Source organism: Sulfitobacter sediminilitoris, from assembly GCF_010667575.1.
In the GTDB taxonomy this organism is placed as follows: Bacteria; Pseudomonadota; Alphaproteobacteria; order Rhodobacterales; family Rhodobacteraceae; genus Sulfitobacter; species Sulfitobacter sediminilitoris.
Genome location: NZ_JAABNT010000017.1, coordinates 28,554 through 43,963, shown reverse-complemented (window position 1 = coordinate 43,963; position 15,410 = coordinate 28,554). Strand labels below are relative to the sequence as shown.

Genomic DNA, 15,410 nt, shown 5'->3' with positions numbered 1-15,410 from the left:
CACTGACCCAAGCAAAAGGACGCCCCCATGCAAACCGATTATCTGATTTCCGGCGCGGGGGCGACCGCCCTGTCCTTTCTCGATGTGCTGCTGGCAGAAACAGACGCGACCGTTGTGATTGTTGACCGCCGCGATGCCCCCGGTGGCCACTGGAATGACGCCTACCCTTTCGTCCGCTTGCACCAGTCGGCCAGCTTTTACGGCGTGAATTCCAAACACCTCGGAGCACGGCGCAGCCCCGGTCAGGACTGCCTCGATCCGAAATTCGAACTCTCCACCAAGTCAGAAATCCTGCACTACTTCCACGACCTGATGAAAAACACCTATCTGCCCACCGGCCGCGTTACCTATCTGCGCAATTCGGAACATCTGGGCGGTGGCCGCGTGCGACACCTGAATACTGGACAGGAAACGCAGATCGACGTGAAAAAAAAGATCGTGAACGCGGGCATATGGGGCAACATGGGCAGCATCCCGGCCACCCACACACCTAGATTCGACATTGCCAGGGACGTCACCTGCGTCCCCATCAACGACCTGCCCCGCCGCGCCAGGGACCATGATCATTTCACCGTCATCGGCGCAGGCAAGACCGGCATGGACGCCGCCATCTGGCTGCTTGAACAGGGTGTCTCGCCCGACGCGATCTCTTGGGTGCGTCCAAACGACTACTGGCTGTTCAACCGCGAGAACATCATCAACCACCCTTCCCGCTTCACCACCACCATCGGCACTTTCCTGAAAGAGCTTCAAACCCTCGCAACAGTCTCTAACGTGGACGAATATTGCGCACGGATGGAAGAAATCGGCGTCTGGCATCGCATTGACCCGGCTATTACGCCGACCAAGTTCCACGCCGCCGTCTGCTCCCCGCGTGAAGTTGCCATGCTCGCCAGTATCACCAACGTCATCCGCAAGGGCCATGTCACCGACATCGAAAACGGCAAGCTAATCCTCCAAGACGGCACTGCGGAGATCCCCAAGAACAGTCTCTACATCGACTGCACAGCATCCGCTGGCGTGGTCATGCCCGACAACATGCCGCCCATTTTCGACGGAGACACGATCAACATCAACCTGATCCGCCCCTTTCAGCCCCTCTTCAGCGCCGCCCTGATCGCCCTTCTTGAGGCGAAAGTCCCCGATGACACGGTCCGCGCCGCCTGCACCCACACCGTCAATTTCCACGATACGCCCGCGCAATACATCGCAGAAATGCTGCCCGCAATGATGAACCAGGGCGCATGGTCCAGGGTGCCGCCCGTCAAGGAATGGATGGACCGGACGCGCCTGCAGGCAATCACCCACCTGATGGCCGGTTTCGATCCGGCGGACGAGGAAAAAATGGCCCTGCTCAGCCAGTTCGGCCCCGCCAGCAAGGCCGCTGTCCAGAACATACCGAAAATTCTCGCCGCCAGCTGATCAGCTGTACCGCGCCACGAACCGCCGCAGGATCTCGCCCGGCACCGTCACATCTGCCGCGTGGCACAAATCAATCAGCCGGTCCGCATCCTCCGGCGGGAAATACCCGTGGTTGCGGTAAACCCTGATCCGCCGCTCGAAATCATGCGCATCCGCCTCCGGGTGAAATTGCGTGGCATAAACGTTCTGCCCGTAGCGGATCATCTGCACCGGACATGCCTCAGAGCGCAGCAAATGCACGGTCCCCTCCGGCACCCGCTGCACCGCCTCCTTGTGGCCCACGAACACCTCGAAGGCATCATCAAGCCCGGCCAGCAGTGGGTCCTCCCCCGCCTCCGGCATCGTCGCACAAACCGTCGGCCCGACCGGCTCACCGTATTGCGCCTTGCTCACCTCACCGCCCAGATGATGCGCCAGTATCCCCAAGCCATAACAGCACCCCATGAACGGATGATCCTGCCTGGTGATCTGCGGCATGAGCGCCAGTATCTGCGCTTCAATCCGCGCCTCCTGCGCACTCTTTTCCTCGGGCACGTCACTCACGCACCCCGGCCCGCCACCCACGATCACGCCAGCAAAATCCGTCACATCCAGATCAGCGGGGATATCCTCCCGGTCCACCCGGATGCGCCGCGTTTGATCGGGGGTCAGCCCGCATTTATCGAGGATCGCACGATATTCATCGTCCGATGCATCGGTCTCGGGGCGCAGTTGCAGGATCAGGAAAGGTTTCATGGCAACGGGCTAGCGCCGAACGAACCTCAAGGCAAGTTTCAGCCTCACCCCAGCGACTGTCAGATACACGGCAAGCGCCAGACACACCCTCTCAGGTCCCCGTTGCCGCCTCTTCAAAACCGTCCGGCGCTTGAACCGTCAGCGCAACCTCGCGCGCAAGCCGGTTTTGCAGGATGGGCCGCGCAGGATCCATTTTCGCCAAACCAATCTCCGATGGGCAATGAACAATCGCGTTGGCTGCCCCCTTTGCCAACGTCGAACTGTATTCCGTCACAAGAAAGCTCTCCGTCGCCACGCCGTTCGACCAAAGCAGGTTGTGATTTCGGGTCAGAATGTGGAAATAAGTGACGCCACCGGGCGGGCATTGCTCTTCGATACCCGGCACGTTTGTCAGGGTGTGAACCGGCGCCAAGACGCCAGCACTGCTGACAGCCTGATGATGAACCATCCCTTCTGTGATCAGGATGCGATGCTGACGGGGAAAAAGCGTATCCCTGGCCAGATATGCCGGGCCAAAAGTATGCGCACGCACCAAAAAGGGGCGCATGCCCTTGCGTTGCTTCATCTCATGCCAGCTGACCCGGCGCTGCCCGATCCACAGGATCGACTGTGCGCCCCGGTCAAGGGTCATCACCATATCACCGGGCTGCAAATCCTCGACGCGGCAATCCCCCTGGGGCGTTGCGATCAACGTTCCGCTGGTGAAACACACAATCCCCGGTTCCGAAAGCTCTGCGTAAGTGGTGCTGTTCGGGCTGCTGACGTTTGTGACCGTGTATTCGACGTTCAACGACGGTGCGGGATCCTGAAAAATGTAGTAATACGAATTGGTCGCCGCGATATAGACCTCGGTCATGTAATAGGTATTCGTGCCATCGTTCAGTGTGATCTCGTTCCGTGGCTGAATCTGACCCGACGTTTCTACTGCGCCGAATTCGTCATAAACGATGGCCGTTTGGCTGGTGTCCTCATCATCCCGGTCATCGGTTCCATCGACCAGAGTCGAATCATTGTCAGTTATGGAAATGGTATGGTCTGTGGGTTGGGTAAACGTAATCGTATCCCCATTGGACACGGTACCACCCGGCCAGGTGATCTGATCGTCATCGTATCCTGAGTAGTTAAACGTTGCCATATCTCAGACGCATAAAGCAAACTCTAACAAAACAATGATGCCAAGGGGGTTAAACGCGGGCTATATTATGGTTGGATTTTGACGCTCGATAACCTTCACGGCCCCGGCCTTGTACCGCCTGCCTCTCGTGCGCCGGTCCGATCCGGTTGGAATTACCCCAGAAAGGATCTGTCAAATGATCATCGCTCTCGTTCAAATCCCGCTAGATGGCCCCAAGCGCGACCACGCGCTGGTGACAGCGCAATCGGTGGAGGCCACCAAGATCTTCCATGAGGTAAAAGGGCTCAAACGCAAGTATTTCCTCAACAGCGAGGCGGGCGGCGGCGGCATCTACGAATTCGCCACCCGCGAGGACGCAGAGGCGTGGTTCAACGACGACTGGTCCGACTGGATGAAATCCCGCTTCGGCGTTCGCCCCACCCTGACAATCTTTGACAATCCCGTAGTGCTCGACAACGAGGGTGACGAGGTACGCGTAGACGGCAAACTTATCACCCCGCCGTGGCGCAAGGGTGCTGAAACGGCCTAAACCCCTTCAAAGGCTTCCGGCTCCAATTCGGCCCAAAACGCCTTGATAGAGCCTGTATTCAGCGCTGACATCCAGCCGTGCCGCTCAAAATCCGCCCGCGCCCCCGGATCCTCGATCATTGACATAAAGAGCCGTCTGTCAGCATCCCGCTGGGTCGGCGTCCGTGCCGCCACAAGGTCCCGGACCACCGCCAGCACCTTGGCCCGCTCGGACGACACGGGCACCACCGCGTTCTCTGCCGCGTAATCTTCCCGCAGCGCCGCTGACAGATAGCCCACAGGGTTCTTCACCCCCCGCTGTGCCCCGACATAGGCTATCTTGGCTGCAACATGATCTTCGCCATGTTCCGCGATCCACTGCCGCGCCAACCGGTCGCTGACGCCCAATCCTTGCAGCTTCTCATAGACGTCTGACCGCCGCACCCCTGCGCCGTCATCAAGGTCCAGAATGGCCAGCTGCGGATTCTCCGTGATCTTGAAACGAATGTCGGTCACCGCCCTGCCCCGCTTCCTGATCTCCGGCTCCACCATGATGTTAGAGGTCTTGTTCACCTCCTTCACCGCCGGTTTGATGATCTTGGCATTGAGATGCTTGTAAACGGCATAGTAATCTGACCCGTCCACCCCCATCAGTCGCCGGAACAGATCCAGCGGCCACCAGCCCGTGCTGCCCGTCCGCACAAACCGGTAGCAGTTTTCGTACAGCGCCAGCGCATGACCACTGGTGAACTTGCGCTGGATGTTCAGATTGATCAGCGCAAAGACCTTGGGATCGTTCAGCTTGGTCGCCAGCGCCGGGGAATAGGCGTATTCACACACCCCGCCCTTCAGCTTGGCATAGCTCAGCAGGCTCGACACGCCCCATTCCTGCTGGCCTTGATCGTCCAGCATATCCCATTCCGCAACGGTCTCTGCCAAACCGCGCAAGGATGCCTTTAGCGTATCCATGTCGTTTGAATTATACCCGATCATCAGGCACAGCGTCCGCGCATCAATCATATGCACCTGGTTGGTGATCAGCGTGTCATAGGCGTTCAGAAGCAACACATTGCTCAGCTTGCGCTGCAACAGCGTCAGCTTGCCCGACACATGGATCGCCGCGACATGTTTTTTGACCGACCCCCGGCGCAACGCGCCTGTCAGCTGGTTTTTCGGAATATCCTCAACGCTGCGCGCCGCCTGTCTGTCCATGCCAATGTTCCATGTCACTGCCCGTGCCGAAGTTTTCTCCGGTCTATTCTGGCGATCATGGGCGAAAAGGGACCCACAGGCAAGAACTCCTTGGGTGCCTATCCTCGGCGTTGGCGCAGGGGCTTGAAAGGTACCAATTTACGGGACGCATGGTATACGCGTCAGATGCGATCAGAGCCTAAAACCGGTAAAACAGACCCTAACATAGCGCTTCCCGGATTCGGGTCCCCATTTTCCCGCGAATCGGGACGCCTGATCCTGTATTCTGGCACCCTTTGTCCTGCATTCAGGTGCTCGTCTTCCCGCAGACAGGCACCAAAACAGGCCTAACCTATTAGGATATAAAAGAACTTCTCACCTAAACATCATTAAAGAACTGAAAGATTCTACACTATGTGTCGTATTATCTACGATGAGTGAAAGGAAGAGTGGCCGATCCACCTAAAAGATTCACAAGTCCCTTGGGATGTGCGATAAATTTGCGAACACACGCGAAATGCGCGAACATATCTGAGGTTTCATGGCTTCCCCACCAAAAGCACCCCCACCCCCCTATTTCAACATCGATCCTGAAAAGGCCGCTGCACGCCTATCGGAGCCTATCGACACCGCCCGATTCGCAAAAGCCGCCGCTTTCGCCACCAAGGGCCGCGACGATCTCGCCCGCCGCGGCTATGCCCCAGATGGCAAAAAACGCCTGCGCCGTTTCTCGACCTGGGAAATCTGCCGCTATCTGATCGACGTGGCCCCGGCCCACCTGCGCCGGGTCCTCAAGGCGCATCCCGACCTGCCTCAAGGCACCGGTGAGGCTGGCAGCAAGTGGTTCACCCTCGAAGAAGTCCTGCGCCTGCGCGAACATTTCGCCACTGAAGGGGCCTCGAACAAGCAGTACAAATCCTGGCGCCCCGAAGGCCTGCCCGCCAAGATCATCTCGGTCGCAAATTTCAAGGGTGGTGTAGGCAAGACCTCGACCTGCGCGCATCTGGCCATGTCCGCCGCGCTGGATGGCTACCGCGTGCTGGTAATTGACCTCGACAGCCAGGGCTCGCTGACCTCAATCATGGGTGGGAATGTGCCGGACGAATGGTCCACGGCATTCCCCCTTCTGGCCAAGGATTTTGCCCGTCACCTTCAAAGTGAAAATTCCGTTAGGCGTGCGCGCGGTGCTGCTGAACTGCCCTTTGACGAAACCTTAACCGAAAGCCTTGAGGTTTCGCCGCGAAACCTGATCCAGGAAACCCACTGGCCCAACATCGACCTGATCGGCGCGCAACTGAACCTCTACTGGGCCGAATTTCAGGTCCCCGTCTGGCGGATGCAGGTGCGGTCCTGGCCGCTGTGGGATGCGCTGACCAACGCGCTGGAGAGCGAGGGCATTCTGGATGACTACGACATCATCCTGCTCGATACGCCCCCTGCCCTTGGGTATCTGACCATTAACGCGCTGGCCGCCGCTGATATCCTGCTGGTGCCGTTGGGCGCTTCTTTTCTTGAGTTCGATTCCACGGGCCGCTTTTTCGACATGCTGTATTCGACGTTTGCGAGCATCGAAGAGGGCGAGAACCGGATCCGGCGGCAGGACGGTTTGCCAGAGATGAAGTTCGAATGGGATGCGGTCCGGGCGCTGATCACGCGGTTTGATGCGGGGCAGCAAACCGATCTGGCGAACGTCATTCAGGCCTATTTCGGGGATTTTATGACCACCTATCGACAGGAAGTCACGGCGATGGTCGGGCAGGCGGGCGAGCAGGTGAACGGCATATACGAAGCGGATTACCGAGAGTTTAACCGGGAGACATACGTGCGCGGCCGCGAGACGTTTGACCGGACCTGGGCCGAGGTCAAAGAAGTGCTGCTGGGGACCTGGTGGCGGGACCTTCAGGAGTTGAAGCAAGAGGAGAGCGGTGATGGCGAAGAGGCGTAAGCTGGAGGCCCCGTCGGCGGAGGATCTGGGGCGAATCGAGGAGGAGTTTCGCCGCGAAACCCCTTACCGAAACCCTACCGCACCGATCGCAACCGTAGCGTCCGAGGCGGCGGAGGCCTATCAACCGGGCACGCCTGAGCAGCGGCGGGACGAGGCGCAGGCAGCGGCGTTCCGGGATGCAGAAGAGCAGGGCAGGGTGATCAAGCTGATCGGGCTGGATGAGGTGGAACCCGTTTCGATTCCGCGTGACCGGACGGTGCTGGATAAAGAATCCCTGGAGGAGTTGGAGTATTCCATCGGTCTGCACGGGGTGCGCCTGCCAATTGAGGTTTATGAGATCAAGGACCCCGCGCAAAGCAAACGCTTTGGTCTGATTTCCGGCTATCGCCGCCTGATCGCGCAGCAGAACCTGTACCAGCGGACGGGCGCGGATAACCTTGCGCAGATCAAGGCGGTTGTCCGCGATCCCGAACAGATGGGCGGTGCCTTTGTCGCGATGGTGGAGGAGAACGAGATACGTCAGGATCTGAGCCATTACGAGCGCGGGCGCATTGCGGCGATTGCCGCCCAGCAGGGGGCCTTTGCCAATACCGAAGCTGCTGTCTCAGAGATGTTCGGCGCGGCGTCCAAGGCCAAGCGGAGCAAGATCAGGTCTTTCGCCATGATATTCGAGGAACTGGGCGACATGCTGCGCTTTCCCGAAGGGATGCGCGAGAAGGACGGTTTGCGGCTGGCACAGGCGCTGCGTGGCGGGGCGGAGGCGCGGCTGCGCGAGGTTCTGGGCACGGGGCAGGGTGTCGACGCGAAATCGGAATGGGCGCTGATCGAGGCGGTGCTGAGCGAGCAGGGCGACGACGGGCGCGACCCCAAGCGCGGGGGGCGGCCGAAGGTCAGCGTGCCCAAGGCCGGCTGGGCCGGAAACGATGTGCTGCGCACCTCGACCGGGGTGACGATGCGGCGCGAATCCGATTCCAATGGCTATGTCCTGCGGTTCAGCGGTAAAGGCGTTTCAGCGGAGTTGATGGAAATGCTGATGCTGGACATCAAAGAGAAGCTGGAAAAAGGGTAGGGGGCCTGCCCGCGGCAACCCCCCTTGTTGCTACAGTCTGCGTCTTTGGCCCAGGTCAGCCGTCTAGCAGGTCAGCATCCTGTAGCTGCCTGATCATCGGTTTCAGGTGGTTTTCGTAGCGCTGCCATTGGGCATTGCTGCCCTGATACATCGGCTTTCGCACCTGATCGGAACTGGCTGTCAGCACCTGATTTGTTGCCTTTTCCGGGTGTAGCCATTCCTCGGTCCAGTTCAGCCCGGTCGCCGCTGCCAGCGCGCGCGTCTCACTTTCGGGATTGGCGATCAGCGCTTCGTAGCCGAGATCAAAGATGCGGTTTGGATAGATAGCCTGCCAGTGCGCCATGAAATTGCGGTGCAGGACCATGAATTTCGCGATATCGCTGAAGTCGTAGATGAAGCCGTTGCCGCCCCCATTGAATGACAGCCGATAAAGCGACCACGCCACCGACGCGGGATCACGGGTGACATGGACGATGCGTGCCTCTGGCAGGGCTGCGCAGATGTATCCAATCCAGCGGAAATTGAGCGGTGTTTTGTCGATGATAACGGGCCGTCCGTCTGTGTACTCCGCCAGCCCGGCAGAGACTTCAGCGCGTAATTCGTTCAGATCGGCGGTTACGAGCCGTTTGTCGTCGCGGCCCATGACCGTCTTGAGCATCGTGCCGACTGCCAGTTGGGTGACCGTCATTTCGCCGCCTGCCTGTACCTCCGGGTCCATGGTGAGAATCCGTTCGACAAGGGTGGTGCCGGACCGTGGGAGGCTGGTCACAAAGATAGGCCGGGGTGTGGTGGCATCGGTGGGCTCCGCCAGTATGGGCGTTTTGAGGATGGATTTGCTGACCGCATAGGCGATTGCATCTGCCTGAAAGTCGTAGGGTGCCTGTTCGTTGGCCATGCGGTTTGCGCTTTGGAGAAAGCGAAAGGCATCATCGGGTTGGCCTGCATCGTCGAGCGCCTTGAAAAGCGCAAAGTGAAGGGGGGCAGCAGGTTTGCGCGTGGCGACGAGGCGCGTTGCCAGGCTGCGCATCTCCGCCAGATGGGGATCATCAGCGGTGTAGGATTTTGCCTGCGCAAGGTTCTGGTGCAGTTCCACATTGTCCGGGTCGAGGGCGAGGGCCTGTTGGTAATATTCAATCGCTGCGGTCGTGTCGCCGCGCGCCCGTGCCGTGATGCCAAGGTTGTTGAGGGTGTTCGCGTCGGGTTGCCCGGCGTGCAGGGCGGCGAGGAAGCTGCGTTCCGCTGCGCTGTTCAACCCCATTTCCCGTTCTGCGCGGCCCTTGTAGATGAACGCCAGCCTGTTCTGGGGGTGGAGCTGCAGGATGCGGTCGGCGGTGCGCAGGGCGGCGGGGGCGCGTCCGAGTTCAAGCTGACAGGCCGCGAGGGCAAGCTGAACCTCTGTGATCTCGGGTGCGAGGTCAACGGCAATGCGCAGGTGGCGTTCCGCCTGCACCCATTCCCCGGCCCCCTGGAATTTCTGAGCTGAGGTCAGGATCTCCGGGAGCGCCTTGGGCTTGAGGTCCTGCAAGGCGCGTTTTGCGCGGTTATTGGCAGGAAACCTTTTTAAAACAGTGGCATAGGCATCATATGCCGAGGGCCAGTTCTGGTCGCGCACCGCTCTGTTCGCTGAACCAAAGAGTTTTTGACAGAAGGGGTGGCAGGCATCGGGTATCCTTTGGGTGCAAGAATTAAATCATATTATGAGGGTTATAGAAGAAGAGGGGTAAAGAACAAAATATTGATTATTCTTTTGCGCGGCCTGTGATTTTTGGGTCCGCTTTTGGATCAACTGACGGTACGTCAGTCGGGACGGGCAGGGTGGCCCTTGACCCGGTGGCCGGGTAGCCTTTGTGCAAATTATTGGGAGGCAGAGAGATGCAATTAGACCAGGCCATGCGCGAGCGGCGTTCGATCCGGGGGTTTCAGGACAAACCGGTCCCGAGGGAGCTGTTGGAGGAGATCATCGCGCTGGCGAACCGTGCGCCCAGTTCGATGAACACGCAGCCGTGGCATTTGCATGTGCTGACCGGGGAGCCGCTGGAGAAGGTGCGCGAGGGCAATTCGACGCGGATGCTGTCGGGGGTGCCGCCGGTGCGCGAGATCGTGGATCACGGGGCCTATGAAGGGCCGCACCGGGAGCGGCAGGTGGAGATTGCCAAACAGCTTTTCGCGGCGATGGGGATCGCGCGGGAAGACAAGGACATGCGGCAGGATTGGGTGATGCGCGGGTTCCGGCAGTTTGATGCGCCGGTGTCCATTGTTGTGACTTTCGACAAGTCGCTGGAAGGCGGGACGATCGCGCATTTCGATCTGGGCGCGGTGACTTACGGTCTGGTGCTGGCAGCGTGGTCGCGGGGGCTGGGCGCGGTGATCAACGGGCAGGGGATCATGCAGTCGCCGGTGGTGCGCGAACATGCGCAGATACCTGACGACGAGGTGATCATGACCTGCGTGGCGCTGGGGTGGCCGAACGAGGAATTCGCGGCGAATTCGGTGGTGTCAAAGCGGCGTTCGGTGGATGAGGTTGCGCGGTTCGTGGGGTTTGATGAGTGAGTAGCACCCTCATAAGCACATGATATGAAAGGTTTATGTTTCAGGTCGGTCCTTATTGCGTGGCTGTAATTTGGCTAGTGGTCGTTGCGGGATTCGCGGCGACATAAGATGTGTCCCGGCTAGATGATCCGTTGCTCCAGTTCCTTCGGGTCGTCCACGTCGATGTGCCAAAAGGCCCTCGCTTCAGTGGGCATTCGCGCCAGCACGCGCTCAAAGTCTTGTTTGTTGGTGCAGCGCCGGATGGCCCAGGCGGTTGCCTCGATCGCGTTGCCTGGTGTCAGGTTGTGGTTCACCCGGACCTGTTGAACCTCCTTGATCAGCGCGCTTCGCTCGGAAAACGGGACCGGAGGCTTGGTCACGTCCCAACCATTCACGAAAATAGCGCGCAGAACGCTGGGCAGAACACTTGCGAAATCAAGGCCCTGCTGCGCTGTTAAGCGACGCCGAAACACCTGAAACACCGCATCTACCGCGGTGTAGGCCATATTGTCGGAATCGAGGCACAGACGCTCTTTCACATCACTGAGAAAAGCGTGCCATTCCTTGGTGGCGTGCCGGTATGTCCAGGGCATTGGCATTGGCAATATCGTCCGAAAAGGATTCCGTTGGCCGAAAACCTAACAAGTTGAAACGCAGAAAGTCGAGGCAGTGGATAGGGGATATGCCGACAGGGCAGGCGATTGGGGGGGGGTTAGGCCAGTCATCACGCCCGCCGTGGCAAAAGCGGACTGCGACCAAAGGAAATAGGAGGGGGCGACGCGCTTGCGCCCCAAAAAACGCCTCGCCCCGGTTTGACCACAGCCCCGTACAGCTTCGTTGCTCTGTGGGGGCACTCCGCCGTGCGGGTCTATGGATAAACATGTATACCGAAAAGTGGCGCACTTTTACTCCGACCAGATCCTGCAAAATGGTGCACTATTGCTCCGGCGACTGGTGCACTATCTCTCCGGCGTTGACACTTCCGCCGTATCGTCATCAGCTGCATCAATGGTGTCCACTATCCCATGATGGACACTATCCCCGGCGCTCTGCCGTCGGCAGGGCGGTCAGACCGGACGCATACGGCTTTCGGTGCTTCGCGGCTAATCGTGCAAAGTGCAGCGTCCGGAAGTTTGGGCTGATTTTGTTGAAAAACTCGAAAATTCGACCGCCAAATTCTTCCGCCAAAATCCATTGAATCACCCAAGTCCGCGCGGAACGGTCAGTGTAAGCCGTGAGGACCTCTCACATTGCAAAGTCAGCGTTTCGACCGCCCCCCTCGTGGAATTTTCCGGCAGGCTTTCTATGGGCCACTTTTTTGGCAGTTTTTGCCAAAATAGGAGTTTTTCAACACAATCGGCTCTGTTCCGACCTTCTCCGCACCGCAGGATGTGCCAAAACTCAACCGTTTGTGTCACAGGCGAAAACCTTTGTTTTTGGCTCAAGCTCCGCGAGCTTTCACAGATTTTGGTTGCTACGCCGTCAATCGCCGGAGGTCGGCTCCGAGCCCGAAGCGGTCATACTTGTTCGCACTGCATTGCCGTTTCGCCCATGAGAGCAAGGTCCCTTGGTCAGAGGCCTCTATGTTCACATCGGGTCTGGTAGCGGCGGTATCTGGCGTAGATAGAGTATGACAGCGGCAACGTCTTCTTCTGTCATGCGACTATAGTACCCATAGCCCATTGGCGGCATCATCGGTGTCCCGTCCGGAGCCAGGCCGGCCGTGATCATTTGAGACAGTTCTTCGTCGGACCATTCCGCGATGCCATCTTCGGGATGAGGTGTTAGGTTCGCCGAAACCGAAGTCCCCCAAGGACCGTGAAATTCGAAACCGCCGGCACCGAGCTGGTTCATCCAATCCGGCCCCATTGGTCCCATCGGGCTGTGGCACTCGATGCAGTGAGCCACCGGCCCCGCGAGATATTCACCGTAGGCAACTGTGACGCCCTCTTCGGGATGGGCGACGTAGTCTACAGGGGGGCCGTATGCTGGCGGGAGTGGGATGTTGTAGACGCTCTCGCCCGGATCGTTGTCCACGGCCGGTACACTGCGAAGATACATTACCATCGACATAACATCATCGTCGGACAGCCGACGATAAAGAGCAATAGGCATTGGCGGTCCGATCGCCCGCGTGCCGCCTGGAGTTATCCCTTCGCGAATTGCCTTGGCGAATTCATCATCCGTCCATGCCGCGACCCGGCCACCGGGTGTAATGTTCGGAGCTACCGCCTTGAAGGCCGGCGTCTCGTCCACCAAGCGACCGGACAGGTTCATGTCCATGATTGGTCCTTGCGGCCCCATCGGCGTGTGGCAGTTACCGCAGCCTGCTGGACCTTCAACAAGGTATTCACCTCTCTCCAGAGTCGGTTCGGCCAGCACAGCGGTTCCCGCAAACAACGCGATTATCGAACAAGTTCGAAACTTCATTTAATCTCTCCTCCCGTCTTGAGGAGAATAATGTTCCAAATCGCCGAGTCGGCATAGAGAAAACCTTCGTGCCCGTATGTAGCGCAGAGGGACCCGACATTTGGACAGCTTCGGTTGATGGAACGAAAAGCAGTCTCGGTGACGTTCGTCTGCCCCAAACGGCAGCTTCGTCCGGAGGGTGTGTGAAAACTCGAAATTCGCGCCCTTTTGGTGCCGCTCATTTTCCCGAAGCGAGGTGTTTGTGGCTCAGCTCAACGAGAGAGGCTGCAAATCTTGCTGTTTTTGTCGTTTTGCCGCCGCGCAAATAGTTTTCACACAGCCTCTCCGCACTGCCGACACTAGCGCATCTTGCCGCGAAGGTCGGGAGTGAGCCCAAAGTTGCCGCTAATCGTGAATGTCGAAGCTGATGTCGTAGAGCCAATCACAGTCTACTCGACGCGTTGATCCCGTTTGCGATAGGCTCGGCTTAGCGGAGATCAAAGCCTTGGACAAAAACCGACAGACACGCAAGCTCATCACGATCCTTTCGGCTGATGTCGTGGGCTATTCAAGCCTGATGAGTAGCGATGAAAGCGGCACTCTGGCGGCGCTGCAAAAACTCCGACGTATTGATATTGACCCCCGTATCGCACGGCACAACGGCCGCACCGTTAAACTGATGGGAGACGGAAGCCTTATTGAGTTTTCCAGCGTAGTCGATGCGGTTCTGTTTGCTGTGGATGTACAGCACGCCATCGCAAAGGCTCAAAGCGCCATGCCAGATGATCAACGCATTCGGTTCCGCATTGGAATCAACGTGGGTGACGTCATTGTGGACCGCGAAGACATTTACGGTGACGGTGTGAATGTCGCTGCTAGGATCGAAGGGCTGGCTGAGCCCGGCGGCATTTGCATATCCCGAGCCGTCTTTGATCAGGTAAACAACAAGCTCGATCTCACCTTTGCAGAAATGGGGCCGCAAAAGCTCAAGAATTTGTCTGCTCCTGTGGAGGTCTACAAGGTAGAGCTCGATGCGCGTTCGCAAGCGCTTGCCATGAAAACGCCACCTCAGATCACAGAACCACAAATCGAAGTGCCGCGCAGCAAGGCAAGGCGTTGGGTGCTGGCCGCAGCAATTGTGGTTATTGCGCTCTCAAGTGCGATGTATTTCTTGCGACCGGAGGCCTCAGAGCCGCCTGTGATCGCGGTACTTCCCTTCGAAGACTTCAGTAGCGCCGAATACAAAGGCTCACTAAGCGACGCCGTGAGCGGAGGCATCATCACGTCTTTGGCGCGCTTTCCGCAGATGAAAGTGATTTCACGGCGATCCAGCTTCAAATTCCGGGATTCCGACCTTCGCACCTCTGAAATAGCCGATCAACTGGGGGCCGATTTCATTCTCGAAGGAACCCAACAGTATGATGGGAAAAGACTACAGATCACCGCGCAATTGATTGACGGGGAGACGGAGGCTCATATCTGGGCCGACGAAGTAGATGTCCCTTTGGAAGACTTGCTCAGATCGAACAACGCGATCAGCTTGAATGTTGCCGAATCCGTTGGAAACAAGGTCATCGAGACAGAGGTGGCGCGTATGACAAAAGACGATGTCAGCGCGTTGATGATTGCGAATGCCGCGCAAAGCCGGATCATGCGGGACTTTAGCCGCGAGAGCCTGTTGAAGAACATCGAAGAACAGGAACGATCCTTGAGAGATTACCCGGATTCTGCCTGGGGGTATCTTGGACAGGCCCTCTCGCTGCGGATTGGCCTGCGTTACGGCTGGATTGAAGGCGACGAAGAGGAAATCCGCAAACGGATGTATGATCTGGCGCGCCGGGGCGTGGAACTGGATCCCAATAACTTCATGGCCTATCAGGCGTTGGGACGGGCCTTGACGATGAACAACAATCCCGAAGCCGCGGCAAACGCTTTCCGCCGCGCGATCGAACTGAACCCGTCATCGTCGTTTGCACGAACGTCTTTGGCGCAAACGCTGGGCTACATCGGAGAAACGGAAGAGGCTTTGGAGGTCATCACCGAGGCCGAACTTGTGGACCCGTTTTATGGGCATGACATTCACTGGGAGAAGGCCCGAATCCAATGGCAGATGGGGGAGTGTGACGAGTCGCTGGAGACGTTTCAGTCGTCGCCTTCAATACCGATCGCTGCCAATAAGATGCTGGCAGCAATTCATCACTGTCTAGGCAATGCAGACAAGGCAGCTCAGGTAATGGCTGTCTATGTCGCTGAGAACCCAAGTTGGACCGTTTCCCGAGAACGCGATGTTAACGCGGGCTTGTGGATTGCTCCGGGCGTTCTCGACCGATGGCTCGAAGCCATGAAAGCTTCCGGGATGCCCTTGTAGCGCTACTATGCTCTATGACTGCTATGTCCGGAGGGTGTGTGAAAACTCGAAATTCGCGCCCTTTGGTGCCGCTCATTTTCCCGAAGCGAGGTTTTTGTGG

Annotated in this window: 12 protein-coding genes; 6 read left to right on the top strand and 6 right to left on the bottom strand. The window is 58.3% G+C overall.

Features of this window, described 5'->3' with window-relative positions:
* Positions 1-27: 27 nt before the first annotated feature.
* The gene (locus GV827_RS19420; protein WP_164355477.1) at positions 28-1,422 is read left to right on the top strand and encodes an NAD(P)/FAD-dependent oxidoreductase; all 1,395 of its coding nucleotides are present in this window, start codon (positions 28-30) and stop codon (positions 1,420-1,422) included.
* Here the strand turns inward: GV827_RS19420 and GV827_RS19415 are convergent, their stop codons facing one another.
* Complete coding sequence (locus GV827_RS19415; RefSeq protein WP_164355476.1) at positions 1,423-2,157, bottom strand: glutamine amidotransferase; 735 nt, start codon at positions 2,155-2,157, stop codon at positions 1,423-1,425.
* A 91-nt stretch (positions 2,158-2,248) separates the two neighbouring features.
* The gene (locus GV827_RS19410) at positions 2,249-3,292 is read right to left on the bottom strand and encodes a Hint domain-containing protein (RefSeq protein WP_164355475.1); all 1,044 of its coding nucleotides are present in this window, start codon (positions 3,290-3,292) and stop codon (positions 2,249-2,251) included.
* Between the two features lie 175 nt (positions 3,293-3,467).
* On the opposite strand from GV827_RS19410, the gene GV827_RS19405 reads away from it, so the two are divergent.
* Entirely contained in the window at positions 3,468-3,821 is a 354-nt protein-coding gene (locus GV827_RS19405; protein ID WP_164355474.1) for a YciI family protein, read from the top strand.
* Here the strand turns inward: GV827_RS19405 and GV827_RS19400 are convergent.
* A complete protein-coding gene (locus tag GV827_RS19400; protein WP_164355473.1) occupies positions 3,818-5,011 on the bottom strand; it encodes a replication initiation protein in 1,194 nt (397 codons plus the stop codon). The genes GV827_RS19405 and GV827_RS19400 overlap by 4 nt on opposite strands.
* A gap of 520 nt (positions 5,012-5,531) precedes the next feature.
* Between GV827_RS19400 and GV827_RS19395 the strand changes: the two genes are divergently transcribed.
* Both GV827_RS19395 and GV827_RS19390 read left to right on the top strand, forming a co-directional pair.
* Positions 5,532-6,935, top strand: coding sequence for an AAA family ATPase (locus GV827_RS19395; RefSeq protein WP_164355472.1), 1,404 nt, complete (start codon positions 5,532-5,534; stop codon positions 6,933-6,935).
* Positions 6,919-8,004, top strand: coding sequence for a ParB/RepB/Spo0J family partition protein (locus GV827_RS19390; protein ID WP_164355471.1), 1,086 nt, complete (start codon positions 6,919-6,921; stop codon positions 8,002-8,004). Before GV827_RS19395 ends, GV827_RS19390 begins: the two co-directional genes overlap by 17 nt.
* A 55-nt stretch (positions 8,005-8,059) precedes the next feature.
* On the opposite strand, the gene GV827_RS19385 is transcribed toward GV827_RS19390, so the two are convergent.
* Entirely contained in the window at positions 8,060-9,529 is a 1,470-nt protein-coding gene (locus GV827_RS19385; RefSeq protein ID WP_164355470.1) for a tetratricopeptide repeat-containing sulfotransferase family protein, read from the bottom strand.
* Positions 9,530-9,876: 347 nt separating this feature from the next.
* Between GV827_RS19385 and GV827_RS19380 the strand changes: the two genes are divergently transcribed.
* Positions 9,877-10,554, top strand: a complete 678-nt coding sequence (locus tag GV827_RS19380; protein WP_164355469.1) for a nitroreductase — start codon at positions 9,877-9,879, stop codon at positions 10,552-10,554.
* Between the two features lie 119 nt (positions 10,555-10,673).
* Here GV827_RS19380 and GV827_RS19375 read toward each other — a convergent pair whose 3' ends face one another.
* Both GV827_RS19375 and GV827_RS19370 read right to left on the bottom strand, forming a co-directional pair.
* Positions 10,674-11,126 (bottom strand): DUF2267 domain-containing protein, encoded by a 453-nt coding sequence (locus GV827_RS19375; RefSeq protein WP_235930473.1) that lies wholly within the window; start codon positions 11,124-11,126, stop codon positions 10,674-10,676.
* A gap of 994 nt (positions 11,127-12,120) precedes the next feature.
* Entirely contained in the window at positions 12,121-12,963 is an 843-nt protein-coding gene (locus GV827_RS19370) for a cytochrome c family protein (RefSeq protein ID WP_164355467.1), read from the bottom strand.
* A gap of 484 nt (positions 12,964-13,447) precedes the next feature.
* On the opposite strand from GV827_RS19370, the gene GV827_RS19365 reads away from it, so the two are divergent.
* Positions 13,448-15,310, top strand: coding sequence for an adenylate/guanylate cyclase domain-containing protein (locus GV827_RS19365; RefSeq protein WP_164355466.1), 1,863 nt, complete (start codon positions 13,448-13,450; stop codon positions 15,308-15,310).
* The last annotated feature ends 100 nt before the right edge of the window (positions 15,311-15,410 follow it).

What these genes read in the sequence shown, in the direction of transcription:
- GV827_RS19380 (WP_164355469.1), top strand. Translation starts at nt 9,877, where the DNA reads ATGCAATTAGACCAGGCCATGCGCGAGCGGCGTTCGATCCGGGGGTTT.
- GV827_RS19420 (WP_164355477.1), top strand. Translation starts at nt 28, where the DNA reads ATGCAAACCGATTATCTGATTTCCGGCGCGGGGGCGACCGCCCTGTCC.
- GV827_RS19390 (WP_164355471.1), top strand. Translation starts at nt 6,919, where the DNA reads ATGGCGAAGAGGCGTAAGCTGGAGGCCCCGTCGGCGGAGGATCTGGGG.
- GV827_RS19370 (WP_164355467.1), bottom strand. Translation starts at nt 12,963, where the DNA reads ATGAAGTTTCGAACTTGTTCGATAATCGCGTTGTTTGCGGGAACCGCT.
- GV827_RS19405 (WP_164355474.1), top strand. Translation starts at nt 3,468, where the DNA reads ATGATCATCGCTCTCGTTCAAATCCCGCTAGATGGCCCCAAGCGCGAC.
- GV827_RS19395 (WP_164355472.1), top strand. Translation starts at nt 5,532, where the DNA reads ATGGCTTCCCCACCAAAAGCACCCCCACCCCCCTATTTCAACATCGAT.
- GV827_RS19415 (WP_164355476.1), bottom strand. Translation starts at nt 2,157, where the DNA reads ATGAAACCTTTCCTGATCCTGCAACTGCGCCCCGAGACCGATGCATCG.
- GV827_RS19375 (WP_235930473.1), bottom strand. Translation starts at nt 11,126, where the DNA reads ATGCCCTGGACATACCGGCACGCCACCAAGGAATGGCACGCTTTTCTC.
- GV827_RS19410 (WP_164355475.1), bottom strand. Translation starts at nt 3,292, where the DNA reads ATGGCAACGTTTAACTACTCAGGATACGATGACGATCAGATCACCTGG.
- GV827_RS19400 (WP_164355473.1), bottom strand. Translation starts at nt 5,011, where the DNA reads ATGGACAGACAGGCGGCGCGCAGCGTTGAGGATATTCCGAAAAACCAG.